This window comes from Jeongeupia naejangsanensis (genome assembly GCF_016865585.1).
Lineage (GTDB): Bacteria > Pseudomonadota > Gammaproteobacteria > Burkholderiales > Chitinibacteraceae > Jeongeupia > Jeongeupia naejangsanensis.
On record NZ_JAESND010000001.1, the window covers coordinates 88233 to 109405 of the forward strand.

The window sequence follows — 21173 nt, forward strand, 5'->3', positions numbered from 1 at the left end:
ACATGAACGAAGCAATGGATATGCACGCCGACCAGTCGCCGCTCGAGGCGCTGATCGACGAACTCGACAACCTGAGCATCGACGCCAACGGCCGGCTGAATCTGGCGCTGAACACGCCACTCGAGGACGAGGACGGCAACCCGGTGTCGGTGCTGGTATTCCGGCGCGATCCGTGTGCCGGCGACCTGCGCGACGCCAAGGTGCAGAACCTGATCGCCGGCAAGGCTGACGATGTGCTGGCCTTGCTAGGCCGGCTGTGCGGACTGCCGCTGCCGCGGATCCGCAAGCTCGATCTGGGCGACATGGCGACGGCTTCGCTGGTGATCGGGTGTTTTTTCGTGCCTGGCCGGCGAACTGGCAAAAAGTGATCGGGGCGCTGGCCCTGAACTGTTCGTTCGGCATGGCCGAGCTGGAGGCCCTCGATCTCGAGGGCCTTTTGTTCTGGAATGCCCTGATCAAGGAAACGCTCGATGAGTGCACCGGCCCAGGCTGAATTTGTCGTCACGGCCACCGACAGGGCGACCGCGACGCTCGACCGCATCCTGAAGAAATTCGGGCAGTTCAATGCTCCGGTGACGCGGATGCAGCGCGCGTTCGCCCGCTTCGGCCGGTCGGCCGGACTGGAACGATTCGGCAAGTCGGTCGCCGGCGTATGGGAGAAGAGCAGAAACGTCGGTGGCGAGATCGGTTCGCTGATGCTGAAGGGCGCCGGGGTGGCCGCAACCGCCGGCTACCTGTTCAAGAAGCAGTTCCTCGACGTCGCGTCGTCGTTCGAGAAGATGCAGGCGGTGCTCGAGACGACCGAAGGCAGTCAGGCCGGGGCGAAGCGCGCGATGGACTGGGTGAGCCAGTTTGCGGCCCAGACGCCGTACGAGCTTGATCAGGTCACCGAGGCCTACGTGCGCCTGCGCACCTACGGGCTGGATCCGACCAAGGGACTGATGCAGTCCTTGGGCGACACCTCGGCAGCGATGGGCAAGCCGCTGATGCAGTCGGTCGAAGCAATCGCCGACGCGGTCACCGGCGAATACGAGCGGCTGAAGGAGCTGGGCATCAGGGCGTCGACCAAGGGCAACGCGACGACCTTCGCGTACACCGACAGATCGGGACAGCAGCGCTTGGCCACGGTCAACAAGAACAACCGGCAGGCGATCCAGCAGACGCTGGAAACGATCTGGAACGACAAGTACGCCGGCGCGATGGGTCGGCTGTCGTCGACCTGGTCGGGGATGCTCTCGAACCTGATGGACCAGTGGACCCGCTTCGCCAACATGGTGATGGCGACCGGGCTGTTCGACTGGCTCAAGGGCAAGCTGTCGGGCTGGCTCGACGAGATCAACCGGCTGGCCGCGAATGGCCAGCTGCAGGCATGGGCCACCAAGACCGGGCAGATGATCCGCGACGGCTTCCAGCAGGCGTGGAGCGCCGGCAAGGCTTTCTTCGAGGGCGTGCAGCAGTTCGTCGGCTTCGTCGGCGGCTGGGGCAACGCCTTCAAGCTGTTGGCCCTGGTGCTGGCCGGGCCGCTGCTGATGTCGCTGGTGAGCCTGACCACTGCCGTCTGGTCGCTCGGTGTGGCGCTGTATGCGACCCCGGTCGGCTGGATTGTCGCCGGACTGGCCGCGGTCGCCGTCGCCGCGACGGTGCTGTACCTGAGCTGGTCCAAAAGCGTCGGCGAGATCGAAGGCTTGTGGGACGGGGTGGTCAAGACCTTCCGGTGGGGTGTCGACCTCGTCACCAGACTATTCAAGGACTTCACTCCGCTGGGCTGGATCGTCGACGGCATCGTCAACGCCAAGGGACCGCTGGCCGGGTTTTTCAGGTGGATCCGGGACAAGCTGTCTGTACTTGCCATCGGCCAAGGTGGTGAGTCGGACGATCGCGGCATCGACCAGCAAAAGGTCTGGCAAAGCGTCGCGCCGCCGGTGACGCCGGCACCAGTGGTGATGAAGCCGGCCGGGCAGGGTGGGGCCGGCAATGCTCAAACAACCACACCGGGCGCACGGATCGCCGTGGACTTCAGCGGCATGCCCCGCGGTGTGCGCACCACCACCACGGTGGATCCGGGCGTCGTGCTGGACCAGTCGCTGGGCTATTCGCAAACGGGGGTGTACTGATGGCGAGATCAAGCAAGTACGACCAGTGGCGCAAGACGCTGAAGCCGGCCAGCTGGCGCGGTATCCGCTTCCTCGTCGAGGATTGCCTTGAATCCGGCGGCCGTCGCGTCGACGTCAGCGAATACCCGTTCCGGGACGAACCGTTCGTGGTCGACCTCGGCGCCAAGGCCGGCGAACTGCTGGTCTCGGGCTACCTGCTGGCGTCGGAGCTCGGTGCCGCACTGTGGCCGACATCGCAGCAGCTGTTCGACGCCCTGCAGAACGACGGCAGCCCCGGCGAGCTGGTGCTGCCCGAGGGCGGTTCCCAACAGCGCCGGCCGATGGGGATCGCGCGCCGCACCTGCTCGAACGACCCCGGCATCGTCCGTTTCGATCTGACCTTCGCACCGCTGGGCAGGAACGAATTCCCGACCCGAACCACCGATGCACAAAGCGGCGTCCGCGAAGCCGGCGCCGCGACCGTCGATGGTGCCACGGCCTCGATGGCGTCGGTCTGGTCGGTCATCGGCCAGTCCAGTGCCGCGCTGGAGAGACTGGCCAAGCAGGTCGAAGGCTATGTCGATCAACTGACCGAGCTCGCCGGCATGGGCGATCTGCTCTCGGGCCTGAACGACCTGATCCTGCAGGGCACGCGCATCAGCAATGACATCGCCCGGCTGATCCGGGCACCGGAGGAACTGGCGCAGCAGCTGACCAGCATGACGGCCTCGGTCGGACGGATGTTCTCGCGCCCGGCCGATGCGGTACGCAGCTACCAGAGCTTCTTCGACGGTCTGCGCCCGAAAGGCGCGCCCCGCGCCAGTACGCCCCAGCCCGCGCAACCCAAGGCCGGCGTGCCGAGGGATCCGTACAGCCTGGCCCCGCCACCCGACAACAGCAGGACACTGACCGAGCTGATGGAACGCAGCAGCCTGAGCGAGGCGGGCATCCTGCTGCCGTCGGCGACGTACACGACCTGGGACGACGCCCGCGCCGCCTGCGACCAGTTGGTGCAGCGAATCGACCGGATCCTGCCGGCGGCACCGGATGCTGTTTACGAGCCGCTGTCGTTGCTAAGAATCGGGTTGCTGTCCACCGTACCGGATCCGGCCGAGCGGCTACCGCGACGGGTCACGGTAACGCCGCCGACCACGCTACCGACACTGGTGCTGGCCTACAGCTACTGCGGCGATCCGTATCAGGCTGACGATCTGGTGCAGCGAAACGGAATCAATCGGCCTGGGTTCGTGCCGGGTAACGAGCTGCTTCAGGTCATCGCATGTCAGCCGTTCAAGGCTGGAGAAGCATGAAGTAGAGGAACAGCAAGCCGGCAAGGATGGAAACAAAGTGCACTGAAAATACACCGAAAAGGACGCATGGCGATGTGCCTTCCGCTGTTTAGATGAACACAATCTGCTGGCAGCGGGGAGTAGCTTTAAAAGAATGGATCACGGCATTCACAGTGAGGCTACTTTTTTTGCTCTTGATCCATCAGTGCCAGTCTGAGGTGATCCTCAATAAATCCCGCCTTGAAGGCGCTGTAGCGACGTAGTTCGTTTTCACTTGCTAAAATCGCGGCACGTTTTATTTCAGCATACTGTTCTGCGACATCTTCATTTTTTATAAGATAGTTACGAAATGCAAGAAGCTTGATGATATGTTCATCGCCGATGGCAAAAGCATGGATCTGGTGGCTGCGTTGATCCCCGCCCTTGGAAAAATATCTGCGATTTGGAATGCCATATTCTCCACGTGCCGTATATCCGATATTTGTCATTGCGGGATTCAAGTTATCCAGGTCGTCAAGATCAACAACCTCCAGCAAAATGTCGATGACAGGTTTTGCTGCCAAGCCTGGTACTGAAGTGCTGCCGACATGATGGATTTTCGAAAGCACCTTGCCAAGTGTAACCTGCAACAGAGCTGATTCCTCAGCAAACAGGCTTGGCCACTGTTTGTTGTAAGCAACAATTTCTATTTTTCTCATAAATAGCTCGGCCAACTTTCGTTAATTCATCAATTTAACGTTTACATGCCATTTTTGCTACCGTGATTTTTTGTGTCTTGGATAAGTGCTAGCACGCCAAAATGACCGAACCGAAGGAGCGCAGCAGCCTGGGCGAGGGGTGCATCCTGCTGCCGTCGGCGACGTACACAACCTGGGACGACGCCCGTGCCGCCTGCGACCAAGTGGTGTAGCGGATCGATCGGATCCTGCCGGCGGCCCCGGACACCGTGTACGAGCCATTGTCGCTGCTGCGAATCGGTCTGCTGTCCACCGTGCCGGATCCGGCAGAGCGGCTACCGCGACTGGTCACGGTGACGCCGCCAACCACGCTACCGGCACTGGTGTTGGCCTACAGCTACTGCGGCGATCCGTATCAGGCCGATGATCTGGTACCGCGTAACGGCATCAGCCGGCCGGGGTTTGTGCCGGGCAACGAACCACTTCTGATCGTCACATTACAGCAGCACTAGGGGCACAATGAAGCGACAAGAACGGGGTTTAATCCCGTAACAATCGAACTGCGCACAGGCTGTACCTAGGAAAATTGCCGCCAATCTCAATTGCTGTCGGGCGGAGAATGACAGCAGGTGTGAAGCTACCGCTTTCATCCATCCAGTAGCAGGCCACACCTTTTCCCGGCGGAGATTCCCATCTTTGGGGTTTTCCATCCGGTGCGCTAAATATTCCACTGTCTCGGAGATTGATTAGCGATGCACCTCCGGGAGTCAGTGCTTCTCGCGCGCCGCTGCCGTAGGTCGCGAGTAGGCGCTCCCATTCGGCACGTTTTGGAAGGTGCCAGCCGGGCATGATTCCTACTGTCCGAGCGCTGGCACGATCGTAGAGACGCTCACCGGATGGCTCGACAATGTTCTTTCCCTTGGCGACTCGGAGGTTTTCGCCCAACCAAGTTTGCCCATTGACGGTTACGATTCGGTACGTATGTTCATCGGCAGGGTTCAGTTCATTCTCAATAAAAGGAGTCATCGGATCGACGGGACGCAAAGGCTTGTCGAAAATCCGCTGAAGGCCCGGCGCCACAGCCACTTGCCCCGACCATTGGTATTTTCCGTCGACAGATCGCAGCCAGAGAACATGCTCACCAGGGAAAATGGAGAATATTTTTGGCTCGCGAGCAATAACGGCACCTGCTTGTTCGCCATCAATGCTGACTTGTGCATCGTGTTCCGAAATGATCAGAAGGCGTGAAGACTCTGCCAATACTAGCGTCGGTAAAAAGCTTGTTAGAAAAATTAGTGCCCTGATTGTGATTGACATGTTAAAGGTAGCTTTCATCGTCGTGAAATATTCCGAATGAGTTAGATGGGTCGATTTGATCCGATGTGGCAATTAAAAATTGAGGGCAAGTCAAGTAAAGTGGCGGATCGACTTAGATTTGAATGAAATATTAAGCTATGTCGAATGAATTCAAGGTGCGGAGGTTTCCGATTCTCACGCTCTGGGGCGTAATCGCATGGTGTATTCTGCAGTGCAGAACTATGCGTCATCTATTGCACGCAGAGGAATATTCCAGAAACCTTTCTGAAGAGTGCATCTTGGCGCTGTGAGCAGCTTAGTCTCGTAGATGCGAGGTTGACCTTGTAGGGGGAGCAATAAATTTTTGCCTCAACAAGCCAGTTATTCTTCATGCGCTCGCAGTTATCCGCCAATGCTCCTGCTTCCTCTATGACATGTTCTTTTTGGGTAGGAATGGGAGGTTTGGGGGAGGGCGTTGCTGTAGTCGACGGCGTAGGTGATGCGGGGGGTGAGGGCGTTGGACTAGGAGTAGGTGGAATTGTATTGTTAAAAATGCAGATATCTGCTGATACACTTACAACGACTGGTCGACTCCAAGTCTTAAAGGCAAGCCTTACTTGCTCGCCGTTAGCCGAAACTGTCGGAGCAGGGATGCTTGAAAAACCGCATGGGGTGCCGCCAGAACAAGAGGCTGATGGATTTTTAAAAAACGCCCCCATATCCTTGAATTTTTTATCCATATCCAAGATTAGGGTTTGCATGGGTCGGGCACTTTCCCAGTCACGACAATGCTTGCTGCAATGCCAGTCTGGCGTAGTTACTGAATTTGAAACTTTATTTATGCACTCGATGCCGGCAAAGGCATAAGAACTTGCCAAGGTAAGTCCAAGAATGGATATTGTGCCGCCAATTTTTCTCATTGTTTTTCCTTCTGATTTTTGGGTGGCTCTAACGAGTCAGGTGGCAATCTGTTTGCGAAAGTTGAACGCATCATTAGGTGGTTGCATGAGGCGATTATTGTCGCAGCGATAGTGTTTAAATGCGAAAGTCCAAAATGCCTTCTACACTAATTTCCAACCGAAAAAGCCGCGCTTTATTTTTGCATTTAATGGAAATTGCATTAAACCATCATTGGTAATATATTCGTCGAGCTGAACAAATTTTGCGCCATCACATATCGTCGCAATAAATTTTGTTGTTTCATTGGGTCGAAGTGGTGTTGGATTGTAAATTTCAAGCCGTTTTACAGTGCCGTCGCTGGTGGTTTGAGTGGCAATCGCCAGCCCTTTCGGCAAAATCTCTGTTCCATCATTTCGTAGGAAAGGGTGTAGAGACTCATGTCCTTTGGAGATAAAGAGATGGGTGGCCTTAATGATTTTTGGCAAAGCTGCCATGAAGTTTCCCTTGGCAGGTAGCCTAATGTTTGAATTAACGGGCGGGCGTTAGCTCGTCCCGGTTGAATGAAGTGTTAGGCGGGAAAAATTAGCTTAATTCTAATTACTCTTCATAGCTTTCTCGAACTTTTTCTAGTTTTGTGTTTCCGTGTGCAATATTTCCATTTGCGTCAAAAACCTCGCATGTGTAACTAGGATACGTTTTATGGAAGCGAGACTTCCAATCCGCGACGTTTATGGAACTTTTCGCCTTTTTTTCATACGGGTATGCGGGTAGACCATTGGTTTTTAGATCTGCGATACTTCCGTCCTTATTTAAAACTTCGATGTCGAAGCCTTCAAGATCAGAAAGTACGCGTACACGAGTTGCGAGTGTTGTCATTTTGAATCCTTTAATTTTCGCCAATAAATTTAACCGGTGGCGCAGATGCCGCCTACCCGTTATTAGACTGGCCGAAGTGTCAGTATATTATCAATAGTTCGGACGCCGATTTTGCTTCCATGCCATTGATTTTCTGGTGCTTTATTCTTCTGGCGTCGGTCTGTTCACGTCAATCATACGGGCGAGAAGCACCTTACGCACCATTTGCTTACGTCAGGCTTTGTGCTGTTGCCAAGACGTAACGCCCCCAGCATTTGCTGCTGCGTCATCGCTGTTCGGCAACGGTCGCAAGTGACGTATCGACATTGCTTGAACACCAACAACCCAACCCGCTCCGGCGGGTTTTTTCATGCGTGGCCTTCATGGATATCGAACTATTGATCGGCGGTGCCCGCTACGGTGGCTGGCAGTCCGTGTCGGTGGTGTGCTCGATCGAGACGCTGTCGGGGCGGTTTTCGGTCGGGCTGACCGAGCACTGGCCGGGGCAGTGGTTCGACTGGCCGATTTCGACCGGCGACCGGGTACAGGTGCTAATTGGCGGGCAGCCGGTGATCACCGGCTGGGTCGGTCAGATCGAGCGGGTGGCGGAAGCGTCGCGTTACACGCTGTCGATCTCAGGGCGCGATGCGACCTGCGATCCGGTCGACTGCGCCCCGGATTACCGCCCGGGCCAGTGGTCCGGGTTGACGCTGTCCCGGCTGTTGCGTGCCTTGTTGGCGCCGTATCCGGGTATCCCGGCCCGGCTGGCGCCGGACGTTGTCGACGTGCTGCTGCCGGCCTTCAAGGTCCAGCCCGGGGAAACGACCTTCCGGGCGATCGACCGCGCCTGCCAGCTGGCCGGGGTGCGCTGCATGGCCGATGCGGCCGGTGGCCTGCTGGTCACGCTGGCCGGTCGGGAGCGGGCCACCACGCCACTGGTGCTGGGCGGCAATCTTCTGGCGATCAGTACGTCCTTCGATGCCGACGCCCGCTTCAGCGACTACCTGATCAAGGGTCAGCGCTGCGGCGGCGCGGACGAGCCGGCCGTGCCGGTGCTCGGGCGGGCACACGATCCGGGCGTGACGCGGTCCCGGCCGCTGGTAATCCGGGCGAACAGCGGGCAACTGTCGCCCGAGCTGGCCAGCCGTCGTGCGCAATGGGAGCGGGACACCCGCGCGGCGCGGGCTTCGCCGGTCTCGGCGCTGGTCACGGGCTGGCAGCAGCAGAACGGCGATTTGTGGGCGCCCAACCTGCGGGTGCCGGTGAAAGCGGCGGCGCTGCAGGTCGATACCGAGATGGTGATCGCGTCGCTCGAGTACACGGTGGATCCGGAGCGCGGGCCGGTCACCAAGCTGGACCTGCTGCGGCCGGATGCGTTTGCCCCGCAACCGGCGCTGGCCCGAGCTCGCAGCCGGCGCGCGAAGGCGAGCGGGGACATCGGTTTTGACGAAGTGAGATGGAGATGAGTCGGGACATGAGCCGGATTGCAAAAGGCAGGATCCTGCGCGCTGACGACGGTGGTCGTTGTGCGCTGCTGCAGGTCGAGCTGCTCGACGGCGAAATCGTTGATCGGGTCGAGTGGTTCCTGAGTTATGGCCTCACCGCCTTGCCGCTGGCCGGCGCCGAGTGCGTGGTGGCCTTCATCGAGGGCGCGAGCGATCACGCGGTGGCGATCGCGGTCGAGGACCGGCGTTACCGGGTCGCGGCCAAGGCGCCGGGCGAACTGGCGATTTACACGCAGGACGGCGCGCGGATTGCGTTGAAGAACGGCCGGCTGATCGCGGTCAAGTGCGACACCTACCGGGTGCATTGCACGAACTACGACGTGCAAGCCGACAACGTGGTGTTTGATGCCGAGGCGATTGCACTGACCGCTTCAGCCGGGGTCGACGTCGATACCCCGGTGCTGGCCACGACCGGTGACGTGACCGACCGCGGCGGCGAGGCCTCGCTGCAGGACCTGCGCAACTATGTCAGTGGCCACACCCATGCTGAAACCGGCTCCGAGACGCGAACGCCGTCGCAAGTCATGAAAGGAGCAGGGCATGAGTGATCTGGCACTGACGCTCGACGAACAGGGCCGGATCGATCTGGCCATCGCCGGCGGCGATCTGGTGCGCGAAACCACCCTCAATACCTGCGTGCTGGTCTGCCTCGGTACCGATGCCCGGGCCGGGCCCGACGATGCCATCCCGGACGGGACGACCGATCGCCGCGGCTGGTGGGGCGACGCGCTCGAGCAGCAGGTGCACGGCTCGCTGCTGTGGATGCTGTCCCGCGAGAAACATACCGACGCCGTCGCACAGCGGCTCGAGGACTACGCCCGCCAGGCACTGGCGTGGATGGTGCCGGCCGGTCTGGCTGCGCGCATCGACGTGCAGGCGATGCTGGCACCCGGGCAGGGCGCCGTACTGGCCGTGACGCTGTACCAGCGCGACGGCAGTGCAATGCATTACGAATACAACGACCTGTGGAGCTGAACCCATGCCTTATCCCAAACCCGGCCTGAACCAGATCGCCGGGCGCATTACCACCGACTGGCTGCAGCGGCTGGCGCAGGGCAAGGCACCGATCCCGGCGCCGGGCTCGCTCGCGTCGATGCTGGCCCAAGGGCTTGCCGGGGCATTCAACGGCCTGTACGGCTACGGCGACTGGATTTACCGGCAACAGCACCCGGCCACCTGCGACGCCGATACGCTGATGGCCCGCGACGTGCCGATGTTCCTCAAGGACGGCCCCAAGCCGGCGGTGGCCGCTACCGGGGTGGTTGAGTTCGCGGCGCCGGCCGGTGCGGTGATCGACGCCGGCGCGCAGGTGCAGCGGGTCGATGGCGCGCTGTTCCTCGCTACGGCCGCTGCTGCCGCGGGTGACGACCAGTTGATTCGGCTGCCGGTCGTGGCCGAACTGACTGGCCCGGCCGGTAACACCGCCGCCGGCGAGACGATGACGCTGGTCAGCCCGGTCGGTGGCGTGGCGGCGCAGGGCACGGTGACCGGCGCGGGTTTGACCAGCGGCGTTGATGCCGAGTCGGTCGACGAGATCCGCAGCCGGGTGATCGCGGCTCGCCGCAATGGCGGTCAGGTCGGCAAGTCCGGTGACTGGGAACTGTGGGCGCTTGAAGTGGCCGGTGTCACCCGCGCCTGGGCGGCACCGCAGTTGCTCGGCCTCGGCGAGATCACCGTGTTCTTCGTCCGTGACGACGACGTCGACGGCATCTTCCCCGACGCCACCGAGCAAGCTGCGATGAAGGCGTATCTCGAGGCGAACGGCACGCCGTTCGGCGAAGTCTGGGGCGCGTCACCCACGCCGAAGCCGGTCGACTTCAGCATCCGCCTTGCCCCCGATTCGCCAGCCTTGCGGGACGTGGTGCTTGCCTCGCTTCAGTCGGTGTTCGCGCTCGAGGCCGCGCCGGTCGCACGTTACACCGACGGCACGACCGTCATGCCGGTGGCCGGCGTCACGCTGCCGTTGACCCATTTCGCCGAAGCCATCAGCACGACCGTTGGCGAGTTCGATCACGAGCTGATCAAGCCGAGCGCCGACGTGGTCTGTGACGTGGGCGAGCTGGCACAGCTGGGGACGGTGACATGGACGAGCTGACCGAAGCCTACCGGCAACAGCTGCTGGCCCTGCTGCCGCGCGGTCTGGCGTGGAACCGTTCACCCGACGGCAACCTGAACCAGTGGCTCGCTGGCGTCGCGGTCGAGTTCGCCCGGGCCGACCAGTATCTGGCGCAGCTGTTCACCGAGGCGGATCCGCGCCAGACCTCGGCGTTGCTGCCCGAGTGGGAAGCCAGCCTCGGCCTGCCGGACCGCTGCACGTCGCCGGGTCGGGGCATCGAAGCTAGGCGGGCGTCGGTGGTCACCAAGTACACCGACCTCGGCGGTGCTCGGGTACCGCGCTACATCCGCATTGCCGAGTCGCTCGGTTACACCGGCGTGTCGATCCGGCGCTTCGTGCCGTACTCGGTCATCAGCCCGGTCGATGTACCGCTGTGCACCGAGCGCTCGCGGTTCTGCTGGGAACTGCACGTCGCCGAGGAAACCCGGGTTACGCCCTGGGCTGTGATCGGTGGCGTCAACGAACCGCTGTCGAGCTGGGGTGACGCCGAGCTCGAATGCGTGATCCGGCGCGAATCGCCGGCCATCTCCAACGTCATCATCTCTTACGGAAACACCCATGTATCGCATTGATAACTCCACCGCGGCCCTCGACAAGTTCGGCCCCGGCAAGAACGGCTTCCAGGACGGTGTCCCCGGTCTGGTGCAGGCCACGACCCCGGGCGCGGTGACCTTCGACCGCTTCCAGGAAGAGCTGGCCAACGCCGTCGAAGGTGCGGGCCTGACGCTCGACAAAAACGACAACACCCAGCTGCTGCAGGCAATGCAGATCGTTGCCGACGGCAGCACGACCGATGAGACCGGCAATCCGCTGTACGTGCCGCGTGCCGGTGGCGCCGTGGTTCAGGCTCCGTTGCTGCGTACCGGCGCCGGCGAGCTGCAGGATCGCAGCGGCGTGCCCGATGGTACCGACTGGAACACGCTGGTCGGCAGCGGCTTCTATTTCTTCGGTAGTGACGCCAGCATGGCGACGATGATCAATGCGCCCGCGCTGCACGCCGGTTTGTTGCACGTCTACAGCTCGAGCGACGCCGGCACCGAATGGGTGTTCCAGCAATACCAGAGCTACGCCGATGACCGGATCTACCGCCGCCGCTTCTATCCGACCTCGGGCTGGTCGTACTGGTCGGCCGACTTCACCTCGTCCTACCCGCAACCGATCCCCATTCCGCCCAAGGAAGTACCGGTCGGAATGATCGCGCCGTTCAATGTTGCGCCCAGCACGGTGATCCCGGGCTGGATGCCGTGCACTGGCGGCGGTTACCCGGACCTGCGCGGCCGCTTCATCCGCGTCTGCTCGCAAGGCAGCGGTGTCGACCCGGACGGCGATCGCGGCGCCGGAACGATACAGGGCTGCGACGTGCAGTCGCACACCCACGGCATCCCGGTGCGCGAGCGGGAGAGCAATGGCGGTGGCGGCTGGGGTGTCGACTATCAGGGGGGCGGCCTCGAGAACACCTGGGGTACCGGCGGTGCCGAAACCCGCCCGACCAACGTCAGCTACCCGCATTACTACTACACCGGCGTCGGCGTCGGGCTGTGGACGCCGCTGCAGCTGAAGCACGCCGGTATCGAACCGGCTCCGCTCAGCGTGCACCAGTCGCATCTGCTGACCGGCGAGTACCTCGGCAAATACCCGGTGCAGCACGATCCGTTTGCCACAAAGGAGCAGGGCGTGCTGGTGCCGCTGATTCCCGACGGCGCCACGCTCGAACCGCCGCCGGCGAGCAACGACGAGGCCGGCTATCCGCGACTGGCCGTCCTGAAAACCGAAGGCTGGGACTTGGTACGCAACTGGCGCCAAGTCGCGCTGTGGCGCACCTCTAATGGCCAAGCGTACAGCCCGGGCAACTGGTCGCACGATCCGGAGTGGAGCGGTTTGGGCGACTTGCCCGACTGGCTGACCGATCAGCCACCGCCCAGCGATTACCCGCTGTGGAATGCCACGAGCCGGGCATGGGACGTCGACACCGTCGCCCAGCAGCGCGACGCCGAACTGGCCAAGGCCAGACAGGACCTGCAGTCCTTTCTCGTCATGCAGGGACTCGCGCCTGAAGTGGCAGCGCTGCTGTGAGCCGACACCGAACCACCTCGCCACCCAGCCGGCCTTGCGCCGGCTTTTTAACGCCCGGAGGAATTACGCCATGAGTTTGAGACTGATCCCGCTCGTCCTGATCGCCGTGCTGAACGGTTGTGCCTCGGCTCGCTATGCCGACGGCCAGTCGAGTACCTGGGCGATCGGCGACGGTTCCTGCGCCATCGTCCGCGCCGACGGCGTCACCGTCTCGGCCTGCGGCCAGACCCACGAAGAAGGAGAACCCGATGCGAATGCTGAGCTGCGCACTGCTGCTGGTCCTGACCGGCTGCGCCATCGCCATGACCAGTGAAGTCCGAAAACCGGATGGCCGCGACACCCGCCGAGGCCTCGCCATGAGCAACGGCTGCGCCCGCGCTGCCGGCGCGTCCGGGCCACTCGCCTCGGCCTGCGTGGCTGGTTACTGAACGACCAGCAAAAGAAAACCCGACTGAAGCGCCGGGCTGAAGACCTATACCTGCCGTCAACGCCTGGTACCGGCGTCCAAGAGAAAGCTCATACGGGCTGCTTAACGTCGCCGCGCCGACGCCCTGACGGTTGGGAAACCTACAACTGCAACATAGCGGATAACCGCAGGAACACCCATGCAAACCGAACAGATTCTGAGTCACCGCACCAACCTCGCCGGGCAGATGCTCAACTTCGCAGTCGCCTTCCAGCGCACCATCGGCCTCGAGGGCGACTACTGGGACGATCCGGCCGGCGGCCCGACCCGCTACGGCATCACCGAAACGACCGCACGCGACCATGGCTACTGCGGCGACATGCACGACCTGCCGCTGACCACCGCCGCAGCGATCTACTGGCAGTCGTACTGGGTACAGTCCGGCTGCGTCTACTTCCCGCTGGTGCTGGCTTACCAGCTGTTCGATGCCGGCGTGAATCACGGCCCTGCGACAGCAATCAAGCTGCTGCAGCGCGCGGTCGGCACCGACGACGACGGCATCATCGGCTCGCAGACGCTCGACGCGACCAAGGCCATGAATCCCTACGACGTAGCGATCCTGTTCTTGGCTCAGCGAGAGCGGTATTTCACTGACTGCACCGGCTGGCCGGACAACGGCAAGGGCTGGTCGAGGCGGGTGGTGCAGAACCTGCAGTACGCGCAGCAGGATGCCGTGCACAGGGAGGGGTGAACGTCCGTGCTGAGGCACGAGCGCCAAGACTACTCGCTGGTTGATTCACCCAGCAATTGGCGCATCTCGTCGACCGAGAATCCTGCCGACTCGATCGCCTTGCGGATATCGGCCTGTGCTTCACGTTTGCGCTTGAGGCGGTCGAGCTTGGCGGTGACGGCCGCTTCTTCGTTCTGCTTGTGGGCGATCAGGTTCTGGCCTTCCAGTGCAGGCGTGTGATCGGACGTCGGCGCAGGGCTGCTGCCGGAGAAGAGTGCTTCCAGCGCTGCACGAGCTGCAGGGTCGGATCGGGTTTGTTTCGGGTGCTTAGCGTATTGGCTGGCCATTGCGGCTTCTAGGAGTAAGGATTAATTTCAACATAGCAACGGAATATGGCATTTGAATAAGGAATTACAAGTACCGGGGTGACATGAAACGTTTTCCACCCGGCAATGAACGGTTCCCATTTCCCAGCTTACAACAAAAACTTACATCGCTACGGAAAAATAGACAATCCTGTGCGTATTGCCATTCATGGGAATTTACTCAGCTGGCATGACCTTCTGGCCGAACTGCTGCATGCGCAAACGGAGGATTGTTCTAATCTCAACGTAGGCAGGGTGTCATGGCGAAGGGACTTTGCCAGTTCCGGCAAGCGCAGTAATTCCGCAGGGCGGCGGTTACAGGCGGTAAACCCATGTATGGCGCGGGTTGTAGCGGACCGGATGCTTGCTTGGGGTGGTTCCAGACGGGACGAAAAATGCTGGCAAAAAGCTGGCATTTTGATGCTGGAAAGGCCGGAAAATGGTCAAAAAAATAGTCACCCGAAAAACGTAAGTGACTGATTTTATTGAGAGTGCTGGAGCGGGCGACGGGAATCGAACCCGTGTTCCGAGCTTGGGAAGCTAGTGTCTTACCATTAGACGACGCCCGCAGAGCTGCGCATTTTAGCCGAATGCGGGCAACCGGGCAATCGGTATGGCCGGGAGGTGGCGAGCCGGCCCTTGCCTTGGGTCGAGGATAGTTGGGAATAGGCGGACAGGATGCCGGGCAATCTGGTACCACGGCTGGTGGAAGTTGACGTGTATGGCGGTGACGCCGCGTTGCAAATGGCCGTGCACGCATTTGCTGCGTCGTGGGTGGGTCGGTCACTGCATCAGCGGGGGCGCATGCTGTATGCCGAGGCGTGGCTGGATGCTGCCGAAATCGCCAATCTGAATTCCCCACAGCTGTTTCAGTATGACCGGATCGGCCAACGGGTCGACGAAATTGTGTTTGACCCCGCTTGGCATGCATTGCTCGGCAACGCGGTGGCCGCCAGATTGCATAACGCGCCTTGGGCTGCGCCGCGTCCGGGCGCTGCTGTGGCCCGGGCTGCCGGCTTCTATTTGCAAGCCCAGCTTGAAGCCGGCAGCTTGTGTCCCGTAACGATGACCCACGCCGCCATTCCCTTGTTGTTGCAGCAGCCGACGTTACGTCAGTGGCATGTGCCCCTGTTGTCGAGTTGTTACGATCCGCGCCCTTTGCACGGTTCCACCAAGCGCGGCGTTTTGGTCGGTATGGGCATGACGGAGAAGCAGGGGGGATCGGACCTGCGGCGCAATGAAACGCGCGCGGAACCGGAGGGCGAGTCCGTCCGGCTTTATGGGCACAAATGGTTCTTTTCGGCGCCACAAGCGGATGCGCATCTGGTGCTGGCGCAGGGGCCGGCGGGGCTGGGTTGCTATTTCATGCCGAGATGCTTGGATGATGATCGCCCCAACGCAATCCGTTATCTGCGCTTGAAGGACAAACTGGGCAACTGTTCCAATGCCAGTGCCGAGGTTGAGTTTGACGGCGCGCTGGCTTACCCGGTAGGCGAGTCAGGACGCGGAATTGCCACGCTGCTGATGGTTGCGGCCCGCACCCGGCTTGATTGCGCACTGGCGTCGGCGGGTTTGATGCGCATGGCGCTGATGGAAGCCATTCACAGTGCACGGCATCGGCACGCGTTTGGTGGGAGGCTGGTCGATGCGTCCCTGATGCAGGCTGTTTTGGCCGATATGGCGGTCGAATCGGAGGCGTCGATGTGGCTGGCAATGCGACTGGCGCATGCATCGGACGGGCAGACGACGGAGGAGTCCTTGCTGTACCGGCTGCTGACCCCGGTCGCCAAGTTCTGGATCTGCAAGCGCACCGAGATGCTGATTGCCGAGGCCATGGAGGTGCTGGGTGGCAATGGCTACTGCGAGGGGTTCCGTCTAGCCCGTGCATACCGCGAAGCACCGGTGAACTCGATCTGGGAAGGGGCCGGAAACGTGATGTGTCTGGACGTGCTGCGTACCTTGCAGCGCCAGCCCGAAGCCGTTGAGATGCTGCTGGCCGAGCTGGCCAAGGTGCGGGGGCAAGAGCAGACCTATGACGTGATGCTTGATTCGCTGCCAAAATATTTGCGGCATGCCTGTGAAGCGACGGCACGCCAGCTAACCGGCTGCCTCGCCCAACTGATGCAGGCGGCGTTGCTACTGCAGTATGCCAATCCGGATGTGGCAAGTGCGTTTGTTCAAGGACAACTTTCCTCGGGTGGCGCTGGCGGGGTTTTTGGTGCGGCCTGGTCAGGCAAGGATGCGTCGGCCGTGCTGCTGCATGCATGGCCGGAATGAAAAGGGCCCGGATAAACCGGGCCCGAACATGAGTGCTGTGACTTTACGACTTGGCTTGCGAATCTGGCAGTCGCCAGCCTCCGCCTACAGCCTTGTACAGCGCAACCCTGCTGGTGGCTTCGGCCAGTTGTGCGTCGACCAGCGAGAGCCGGGCGTCGAACAGGCTGCGCTCGGCATCCAGCACTTCCAGATAGCTGGAGTAGCCATTGTCATAACGCAGGTTGGCCAGCTTGTATTGCCGCTGCAGCGCCACGACGCGGTCGGACTGGGCCTTGGTCTTCTTCGTGGATTCGCTGTTCGACACCAGCGCACCACGCACATCGGCAAAGGCCTGTTGAACGGTCAGGCGGTAGTTCGCCAGCGCCTGCTTTTCGACCGCGCGAGCCTGATCGACCTGTGCCGCGGTCAGGCCGCCGTCAAACAGCGGCATGGCAAGGTTGCCAGCGAACGACCAGGTTTTGGCTGCGCCGGTGAACAGGCTGCCAAAAGCCAGACTCTGCACGCCAAACAGCCCGGTCAGCGAGATGGTCGGGAAGTAGGCGGCGCGTGCAGCTTCAACCCGAGCCCGGGTGCCGATCAGCGTGGCTTCCGCCGACTGGATGTCCGGACGGCGCAGCAGCAGGTCCGACGGCAAGTCCGCAGGAATGCTTGGCGCACGATCGAGCTGCTCGATCGGTTTGCCGCGTGCCGGCGTGGATTCGATGATGGTCTTCGGATCTGCGCCGACCAGTACGCCCAGCGCACCCTCGGTTCTGGCTACCGAGCTGACGAGGTCCGGAACGGCAGCACGGGCGATGTCGAGCTCCGACTCGGCCTGGCGAACGTCCAGTTCGGAGATCAGCCCGCCCTTGAAGCGTTTGGTTTGTAGCGCGTACGTTTCCTCACGCGACTTCACCGTGTCGTTGGCGATACGCAGCTGTGCATCCAGCGCCCGCAGATTGAAGTAAGTCTGCGCGACTTCGGCGTACAGCGACAGTTCGACGCCGTCACGGTTGTAAGTGGCGCTGAGATAGTCCCGCCGCGCCGCTTCGGTCAGGTTGGCGAGCTTGCCCCACAGGTCGATTTCCCAGCTGGCCGAACCGGCCACCTGGTACTCGTTGTAGGTACCGAGTGCCGGCGATATGCCTTTTTCGGATGCCTTCTGGCGGCTGCCGCCCGCGCCGAGGTCGACGCGGGGCAGTTGCGCTGCAGAATTGATACCGAGCACTGCACGGGCCTGATCGACGCGCGCCGAAGCAAACGCCAGATTCTGGTTGTTGGTGTGGGCCGCTTCGATCAGCTGATCGAGGGTCGGGTCATCGAACTGCTTCCACCAGCTGTCGCTGATCCACTCGGCTTGCGTTTGCGATACCGCAGGCAGGGGCATTTGCGGTGCCTGGGTGTCCGGCTGGAAGAGCGCGCAACCGGACAGCAGGGCAAGCGAGCACGCTACGGAAAGGACTTTCAACTTAGGCATGGGTGTCTCCCGATGGCTTGGTGGCTTCTTTCTTCTGGCCCAGGCCCATGATCAATCGGAAGAAGAGCGGAACGAAGAAGATGGCAAGGCAGGTTGCGGCAAGCATGCCGCCGATCACGCCTGTGCCGATCGAATGACGGCTGGCCGCGCCGGCACCGCTTGAGGTGACGAGCGGGACGCAACCGAGAATGAAGGCCAGCGAGGTCATGACGATCGGGCGGAAGCGCAGTCGTGCCGCTTCGAGTGCCGAATCGAGCAGGGACATCCCTTCATGGTGTTTCTCGACCGCGAACTCAACGATCAGGATCGCATTTTTCGCCGCGAGACCGATCAGCGTGACCAGACCGATCTGGAAGTAGACGTCGTTGTTCAGGTTGCGCAGCCAGACTGCCAGCAGCGCGCCGAACAGGCCGAACGGCACCGCGGTCACGACGGCGATCGGCAGCGTCCAGCGTTCGTACTGCGCGGCCAGAATCAGGAACACCATGATGATCCCGAACACGAAGGCCTGGGTCGACGTGCTGCCCGCGAGCTTTTGCTGGTACGCGCTACCCATCCAGGCCAGCGTGAAGTCCGAACCCAGATCCTGGTTCGCGATTTCCTCGGCCGCCTTGATGGCCTGACCGGTCGAGTAACCCGGAGCAGGTTGCAGCATGACCTTGCCAGCCGCGAACACGTTGAAGCGTTCCACCAGCTCCGGTCCGGTCACGCGCTTGACGGTGACCAGCGAGTCGAGCGGGATCATCTGGCCGCTGGCCGAACGAACGAACACGTTGCGGATGTCGCTGGTACGCGAACGGAAATCAGCTTCCGATTGCAGCTGTACCTTGTAGGTCCGGCCGAACTTGTTGAAGTCGTTGACGTAGAGCGAACCGAACGTTGCCGACAGCGTCTGGAAGACCTGATCCACCGGGACGCCGAGTGTTTTGGCTTTTTCGCGGTCGAGGTCGAAGAACACTTGCGGGACGTTGGCGCGATAGGTCGTCGTCGCGCTGGAGAGTTCCGGACGGGCCTTGGCCGCTTCAAGGAACGACTGGATCGCCGCTTCGATCTGCTTCGGATCGGTGGTGCCACGGCTCTGGATATAGGCTTCAAGACCGCCGGTCGTCGACATGCCGGTAATGGGCGGCGGATTGAACGACAGTACCACGCCATCCTTGACCGCCTTGGCGCCAAACCCCATCACTTGCTTGGCCAGCGAGAACGAATCCTGGCCTGCGCCTTCGCGTTCCTTCCAGTCCTTGAGGGTCAGGAAGGTTGCTGCAGCGTTCGAGCGGTAGGTACTCGACAGCAGGTCAAAGCCCGAGAAGGTCAGGACCTGATCGATATCCTTGTTCTTGACGAAGCCCGCGTCCAGCGTATGCGTCACGGTCTGGGTCCGGTTCAGCGAGGCTGCGTCCGGCATGACCGGGACCACCATCAGGTAGCCCTGGTCCTCGTCGGGGACGAGACCGCCCGGTACGCGGTAGAACAGCACTACCAGCAGTACGATCATCGTGCCAAACAGCGTGAAGGCAACCAGTACGCGACGGTTCAGGAACGACACGCCGGCGACATAGCCGTTGGTCATCTTGTCGAAGCTGCGGTTGAACCAGCGGAAGAAACGGTTCGGTTCCGAGTGGGTCGGCTTGAGGATGAGGGCGCAGAGTGCCGGCGTCAGCGTCAGTGCGACCAGACCCGAAATGACGACCGAAACGGCAATGGTGACGGCGAACTGCTTGTACATCTGCCCCGTCATGCCGCCCATGAAGGCGACCGGCAGGAACACCGAGCACAGCACCAGCACGATGGCAACGACCGGGCCGGAGACTTCCTCCATGGCCTTGATCGCGGCTTCCTTCGGCGACTTTTTCTCGGTCGTCATGATCCGTTCGACGTTTTCGAGCACGACGATCGCATCGTCAACGACGATACCGATCGCCAGCACCATGCCGAACAGGGTCAGCAGGTTGATCGAGAACCCGAGGACGTACATCCCCGCAAACGTGCCGATCAGTGACACCGGGACGGCCAGGCAAGGAATCAGGGTTGCGCGGGCGTTCTGCAGGAAGATGTAGACGACGATGAATACCAGAATGATGGCTTCGAACAGCGTATGGACGACTTCTTCGATCGAGATTTTGACGAATTTGGTCGTGTCATACGGAATGTTGTATTCCATGCCCTTCGGGAAGCGTCCCTTCATGCTTTCCATCGTGGTGCGTACTTCATCCAGCACCTGGAGCGCGTTGGCGCCCGGCTGCAGGTAGACGGCGATACCGACGGTGTCCTTGCCGTTGTGCTTGGCGACAACGTCATAGCTGTCCGCGCCAAGCTGGATGCGGGCAACGTCCTTGAGCTTGGTCTGCGAACCGTCCGAGTTCGAGCGCAGGATGATGTTGCCGAATTCTTCCACGCTTTCCAGCCGGCCTTTGGCGTTGGCCGTGTAGGTGAACTCGAGCGGCTCCTTGGACGGCGCAGCGCCGACTTTACCGGCAGCGAACTGCTGGTTTTGCTCGTTGATGGCGTTGACGACATCGCTCGTGCTCAGGCCGAGCTGGGCCAGTTTGTCCGGACGCAGCCAGACGCGCATGGCGTACTCGCCGGTGCCGATCACGCTGGTGTCGCCCACGCCCTTGAGGCGCTTCAGCGCATCAACAACGTTGAGATCGGCGTAGTTGGAGAGGAATAGCGAATCGAGGCTGCCGTCCGGCGAGTCGAGCGTCACGAAGGCCAGAATCGACGTCGACTTCTTCTGAACCGTCACGCCTTGCTTCTTCACCGTGTCCGGCAACTGTGCCAGCGCGGCCTGAACCCGGTTGTTGACGTTGATCGTCGCCTGGTCGGGGTCGGTGCCGATGTTGAAGTAGACGTTGAGGTTCATCGCACCGTTGGATGCGGCCGCCGATTGCATGTAGATCATGTCTTCGACGCCGTTGACCTCCTGCTCGATCGGCGCGGCGACGGTTTCGGAAATGACTTGCGGCGAAGCACCCGGGTACGAGGTCGTCACCGAAACGACCGGCGGGACGATGTTCGGATACTGCTCGATCGGCAGCGACTTCATCGACACCAGACCCGCGAGGGTGATGATGATCGAAATGACGCTGGCAAAGATCGGCCGTTCAATAAAGAATTTGGAGAACATGCCGGCTC

22 protein-coding genes and 1 tRNA gene are annotated in these 21173 nt (G+C 61.2%); 14 read left to right on the forward strand and 9 right to left on the reverse strand.

The window, feature by feature from the left end; genetic code table 11:
• Window positions 1-2 precede the first annotated feature (2 nt).
• From JMJ54_RS00440 to JMJ54_RS00450, 3 genes are all read left to right on the forward strand, one after another.
• Window positions 3-368 carry a phage tail assembly protein gene (locus JMJ54_RS00440; RefSeq protein WP_203535985.1) on the forward strand — a complete coding sequence of 122 codons (366 nt, stop codon included), beginning with the start codon at window positions 3-5 and terminating at the stop codon, window positions 366-368.
• Window positions 369-470: 102 nt separating this feature from the next.
• On the forward strand, window positions 471-2114 hold the full coding sequence (locus tag JMJ54_RS00445; protein ID WP_203535986.1) for a tape measure protein: 1644 nt from the start codon (window positions 471-473) through the stop codon (window positions 2112-2114).
• Window positions 2114-3403, forward strand: a complete 1290-nt coding sequence (locus tag JMJ54_RS00450) for a DNA circularization protein (protein ID WP_203535987.1) — start codon at window positions 2114-2116, stop codon at window positions 3401-3403. Before JMJ54_RS00445 ends, JMJ54_RS00450 begins: the two co-directional genes overlap by 1 nt.
• A 158-nt stretch (window positions 3404-3561) precedes the next feature.
• Here the strand turns inward: JMJ54_RS00450 and JMJ54_RS00455 are convergent, their stop codons facing one another.
• Complete coding sequence (locus JMJ54_RS00455; RefSeq protein ID WP_203535988.1) at window positions 3562-4080, reverse strand: GrpB family protein; 519 nt, start codon at window positions 4078-4080, stop codon at window positions 3562-3564.
• 248 nt (window positions 4081-4328) lie between these two features.
• Here JMJ54_RS00455 and JMJ54_RS00460 point away from each other — a divergent pair, with 248 nt between their 5' ends.
• Window positions 4329-4571: a hypothetical protein gene (locus JMJ54_RS00460; protein ID WP_203535989.1), complete on the forward strand. Its 243-nt coding sequence runs from the start codon at window positions 4329-4331 to the stop codon at window positions 4569-4571.
• A gap of 28 nt (window positions 4572-4599) precedes the next feature.
• On the opposite strand, the gene JMJ54_RS00465 is transcribed toward JMJ54_RS00460, so the two are convergent.
• From JMJ54_RS00465 to JMJ54_RS00480, 4 genes are all read right to left on the reverse strand, one after another.
• On the reverse strand, window positions 4600-5394 hold the full coding sequence (locus JMJ54_RS00465) for an FISUMP domain-containing protein (protein WP_203535990.1): 795 nt from the start codon (window positions 5392-5394) through the stop codon (window positions 4600-4602).
• A 212-nt stretch (window positions 5395-5606) separates the two neighbouring features.
• A complete protein-coding gene (locus JMJ54_RS00470; RefSeq protein ID WP_203535991.1) occupies window positions 5607-6275 on the reverse strand; it encodes a hypothetical protein in 669 nt (222 codons plus the stop codon).
• A gap of 141 nt (window positions 6276-6416) precedes the next feature.
• Complete coding sequence (locus JMJ54_RS00475) at window positions 6417-6749, reverse strand: hypothetical protein (protein ID WP_203535992.1); 333 nt, start codon at window positions 6747-6749, stop codon at window positions 6417-6419.
• A 103-nt stretch (window positions 6750-6852) separates the two neighbouring features.
• A complete protein-coding gene (locus JMJ54_RS00480) occupies window positions 6853-7131 on the reverse strand; it encodes a hypothetical protein (RefSeq protein WP_203535993.1) in 279 nt (92 codons plus the stop codon).
• Between the two features lie 362 nt (window positions 7132-7493).
• On the opposite strand from JMJ54_RS00480, the gene JMJ54_RS00485 reads away from it, so the two are divergent.
• The 8 genes from JMJ54_RS00485 (at window position 7494) to JMJ54_RS00520 (ending at window position 13961) form a co-directional block, all read left to right on the forward strand.
• Window positions 7494-8576: a phage baseplate assembly protein gene (locus JMJ54_RS00485; protein ID WP_203535994.1), complete on the forward strand. Its 1083-nt coding sequence runs from the start codon at window positions 7494-7496 to the stop codon at window positions 8574-8576.
• Window positions 8577-8584: 8 nt separating this feature from the next.
• The gene (locus tag JMJ54_RS00490; protein WP_203535995.1) at window positions 8585-9163 is read left to right on the forward strand and encodes a phage baseplate assembly protein V; all 579 of its coding nucleotides are present in this window, start codon (window positions 8585-8587) and stop codon (window positions 9161-9163) included.
• On the forward strand, window positions 9156-9590 hold the full coding sequence (locus JMJ54_RS00495; RefSeq protein ID WP_203535996.1) for a phage GP46 family protein: 435 nt from the start codon (window positions 9156-9158) through the stop codon (window positions 9588-9590). Before JMJ54_RS00490 ends, JMJ54_RS00495 begins: the two co-directional genes overlap by 8 nt.
• A 4-nt stretch (window positions 9591-9594) precedes the next feature.
• Window positions 9595-10710, forward strand: coding sequence for a baseplate J/gp47 family protein (locus JMJ54_RS00500; protein ID WP_203535997.1), 1116 nt, complete (start codon window positions 9595-9597; stop codon window positions 10708-10710).
• Window positions 10698-11303 (forward strand): YmfQ family protein, encoded by a 606-nt coding sequence (locus JMJ54_RS00505; protein ID WP_203535998.1) that lies wholly within the window; start codon window positions 10698-10700, stop codon window positions 11301-11303. Before JMJ54_RS00500 ends, JMJ54_RS00505 begins: the two co-directional genes overlap by 13 nt.
• Window positions 11290-12804, forward strand: a complete 1515-nt coding sequence (locus JMJ54_RS00510) for a pyocin knob domain-containing protein (protein ID WP_203535999.1) — start codon at window positions 11290-11292, stop codon at window positions 12802-12804. The genes JMJ54_RS00505 and JMJ54_RS00510 overlap by 14 nt, the downstream gene beginning before the upstream one ends.
• Before the next feature lie 70 nt (window positions 12805-12874).
• A complete protein-coding gene (locus JMJ54_RS00515) occupies window positions 12875-13117 on the forward strand; it encodes a hypothetical protein (RefSeq protein ID WP_203536000.1) in 243 nt (80 codons plus the stop codon).
• A gap of 292 nt (window positions 13118-13409) precedes the next feature.
• Entirely contained in the window at window positions 13410-13961 is a 552-nt protein-coding gene (locus JMJ54_RS00520) for a glycoside hydrolase family 108 protein (protein ID WP_203536001.1), read from the forward strand.
• 29 nt (window positions 13962-13990) lie between these two features.
• Here JMJ54_RS00520 and JMJ54_RS00525 read toward each other — a convergent pair whose 3' ends face one another.
• A complete protein-coding gene (locus JMJ54_RS00525) occupies window positions 13991-14287 on the reverse strand; it encodes a hypothetical protein (RefSeq protein WP_203536002.1) in 297 nt (98 codons plus the stop codon).
• A 105-nt stretch (window positions 14288-14392) separates the two neighbouring features.
• Here JMJ54_RS00525 and JMJ54_RS00530 point away from each other — a divergent pair, with 105 nt between their 5' ends.
• Window positions 14393-14785 carry a hypothetical protein gene (locus JMJ54_RS00530; protein WP_203536003.1) on the forward strand — a complete coding sequence of 131 codons (393 nt, stop codon included), beginning with the start codon at window positions 14393-14395 and terminating at the stop codon, window positions 14783-14785.
• 15 nt (window positions 14786-14800) lie between these two features.
• On the opposite strand, the gene JMJ54_RS00535 is transcribed toward JMJ54_RS00530, so the two are convergent.
• Window positions 14801-14874, reverse strand: a tRNA-Gly gene (locus tag JMJ54_RS00535).
• 109 nt (window positions 14875-14983) lie between these two features.
• Here JMJ54_RS00535 and JMJ54_RS00540 point away from each other — a divergent pair.
• Complete coding sequence (locus tag JMJ54_RS00540) at window positions 14984-16582, forward strand: isovaleryl-CoA dehydrogenase (RefSeq protein WP_203536004.1); 1599 nt, start codon at window positions 14984-14986, stop codon at window positions 16580-16582.
• Between the two features lie 43 nt (window positions 16583-16625).
• Here JMJ54_RS00540 and JMJ54_RS00545 read toward each other — a convergent pair whose 3' ends face one another.
• Window positions 16626-18038 (reverse strand): efflux transporter outer membrane subunit, encoded by a 1413-nt coding sequence (locus JMJ54_RS00545; RefSeq protein WP_203536005.1) that lies wholly within the window; start codon window positions 18036-18038, stop codon window positions 16626-16628.
• Entirely contained in the window at window positions 18031-21165 is a 3135-nt protein-coding gene (locus JMJ54_RS00550) for an efflux RND transporter permease subunit (protein ID WP_203536006.1), read from the reverse strand. The genes JMJ54_RS00545 and JMJ54_RS00550 overlap by 8 nt, the downstream gene beginning before the upstream one ends.
• Window positions 21166-21173: the final 8 nt, after the last annotated feature.

Coding starts and splice junctions, on each gene's coding strand:
- JMJ54_RS00495 (WP_203535996.1), top strand. CDS start 9,156: ATGAGTGATCTGGCACTGACGCTCGACGAACAGGGCCGGATCGATCTG.
- JMJ54_RS00510 (WP_203535999.1), top strand. CDS start 11,290: ATGTATCGCATTGATAACTCCACCGCGGCCCTCGACAAGTTCGGCCCC.
- JMJ54_RS00445 (WP_203535986.1), top strand. CDS start 471: ATGAGTGCACCGGCCCAGGCTGAATTTGTCGTCACGGCCACCGACAGG.
- JMJ54_RS00515 (WP_203536000.1), top strand. CDS start 12,875: ATGAGTTTGAGACTGATCCCGCTCGTCCTGATCGCCGTGCTGAACGGT.
- JMJ54_RS00520 (WP_203536001.1), top strand. CDS start 13,410: ATGCAAACCGAACAGATTCTGAGTCACCGCACCAACCTCGCCGGGCAG.
- JMJ54_RS00465 (WP_203535990.1), bottom strand. CDS start 5,394: ATGAAAGCTACCTTTAACATGTCAATCACAATCAGGGCACTAATTTTT.
- JMJ54_RS00530 (WP_203536003.1), top strand. CDS start 14,393: ATGAACGGTTCCCATTTCCCAGCTTACAACAAAAACTTACATCGCTAC.
- JMJ54_RS00470 (WP_203535991.1), bottom strand. CDS start 6,275: ATGAGAAAAATTGGCGGCACAATATCCATTCTTGGACTTACCTTGGCA.
- JMJ54_RS00490 (WP_203535995.1), top strand. CDS start 8,585: ATGAGCCGGATTGCAAAAGGCAGGATCCTGCGCGCTGACGACGGTGGT.
- JMJ54_RS00545 (WP_203536005.1), bottom strand. CDS start 18,038: ATGCCTAAGTTGAAAGTCCTTTCCGTAGCGTGCTCGCTTGCCCTGCTG.
- JMJ54_RS00505 (WP_203535998.1), top strand. CDS start 10,698: ATGGACGAGCTGACCGAAGCCTACCGGCAACAGCTGCTGGCCCTGCTG.
- JMJ54_RS00475 (WP_203535992.1), bottom strand. CDS start 6,749: ATGGCAGCTTTGCCAAAAATCATTAAGGCCACCCATCTCTTTATCTCC.
- JMJ54_RS00540 (WP_203536004.1), top strand. CDS start 14,984: ATGCCGGGCAATCTGGTACCACGGCTGGTGGAAGTTGACGTGTATGGC.
- JMJ54_RS00525 (WP_203536002.1), bottom strand. CDS start 14,287: ATGGCCAGCCAATACGCTAAGCACCCGAAACAAACCCGATCCGACCCT.
- JMJ54_RS00440 (WP_203535985.1), top strand. CDS start 3: ATGAACGAAGCAATGGATATGCACGCCGACCAGTCGCCGCTCGAGGCG.
- JMJ54_RS00480 (WP_203535993.1), bottom strand. CDS start 7,131: ATGACAACACTCGCAACTCGTGTACGCGTACTTTCTGATCTTGAAGGC.
- JMJ54_RS00450 (WP_203535987.1), top strand. CDS start 2,114: ATGGCGAGATCAAGCAAGTACGACCAGTGGCGCAAGACGCTGAAGCCG.
- JMJ54_RS00500 (WP_203535997.1), top strand. CDS start 9,595: ATGCCTTATCCCAAACCCGGCCTGAACCAGATCGCCGGGCGCATTACC.
- JMJ54_RS00455 (WP_203535988.1), bottom strand. CDS start 4,080: ATGAGAAAAATAGAAATTGTTGCTTACAACAAACAGTGGCCAAGCCTG.
- JMJ54_RS00550 (WP_203536006.1), bottom strand. CDS start 21,165: ATGTTCTCCAAATTCTTTATTGAACGGCCGATCTTTGCCAGCGTCATT.
- JMJ54_RS00485 (WP_203535994.1), top strand. CDS start 7,494: ATGGATATCGAACTATTGATCGGCGGTGCCCGCTACGGTGGCTGGCAG.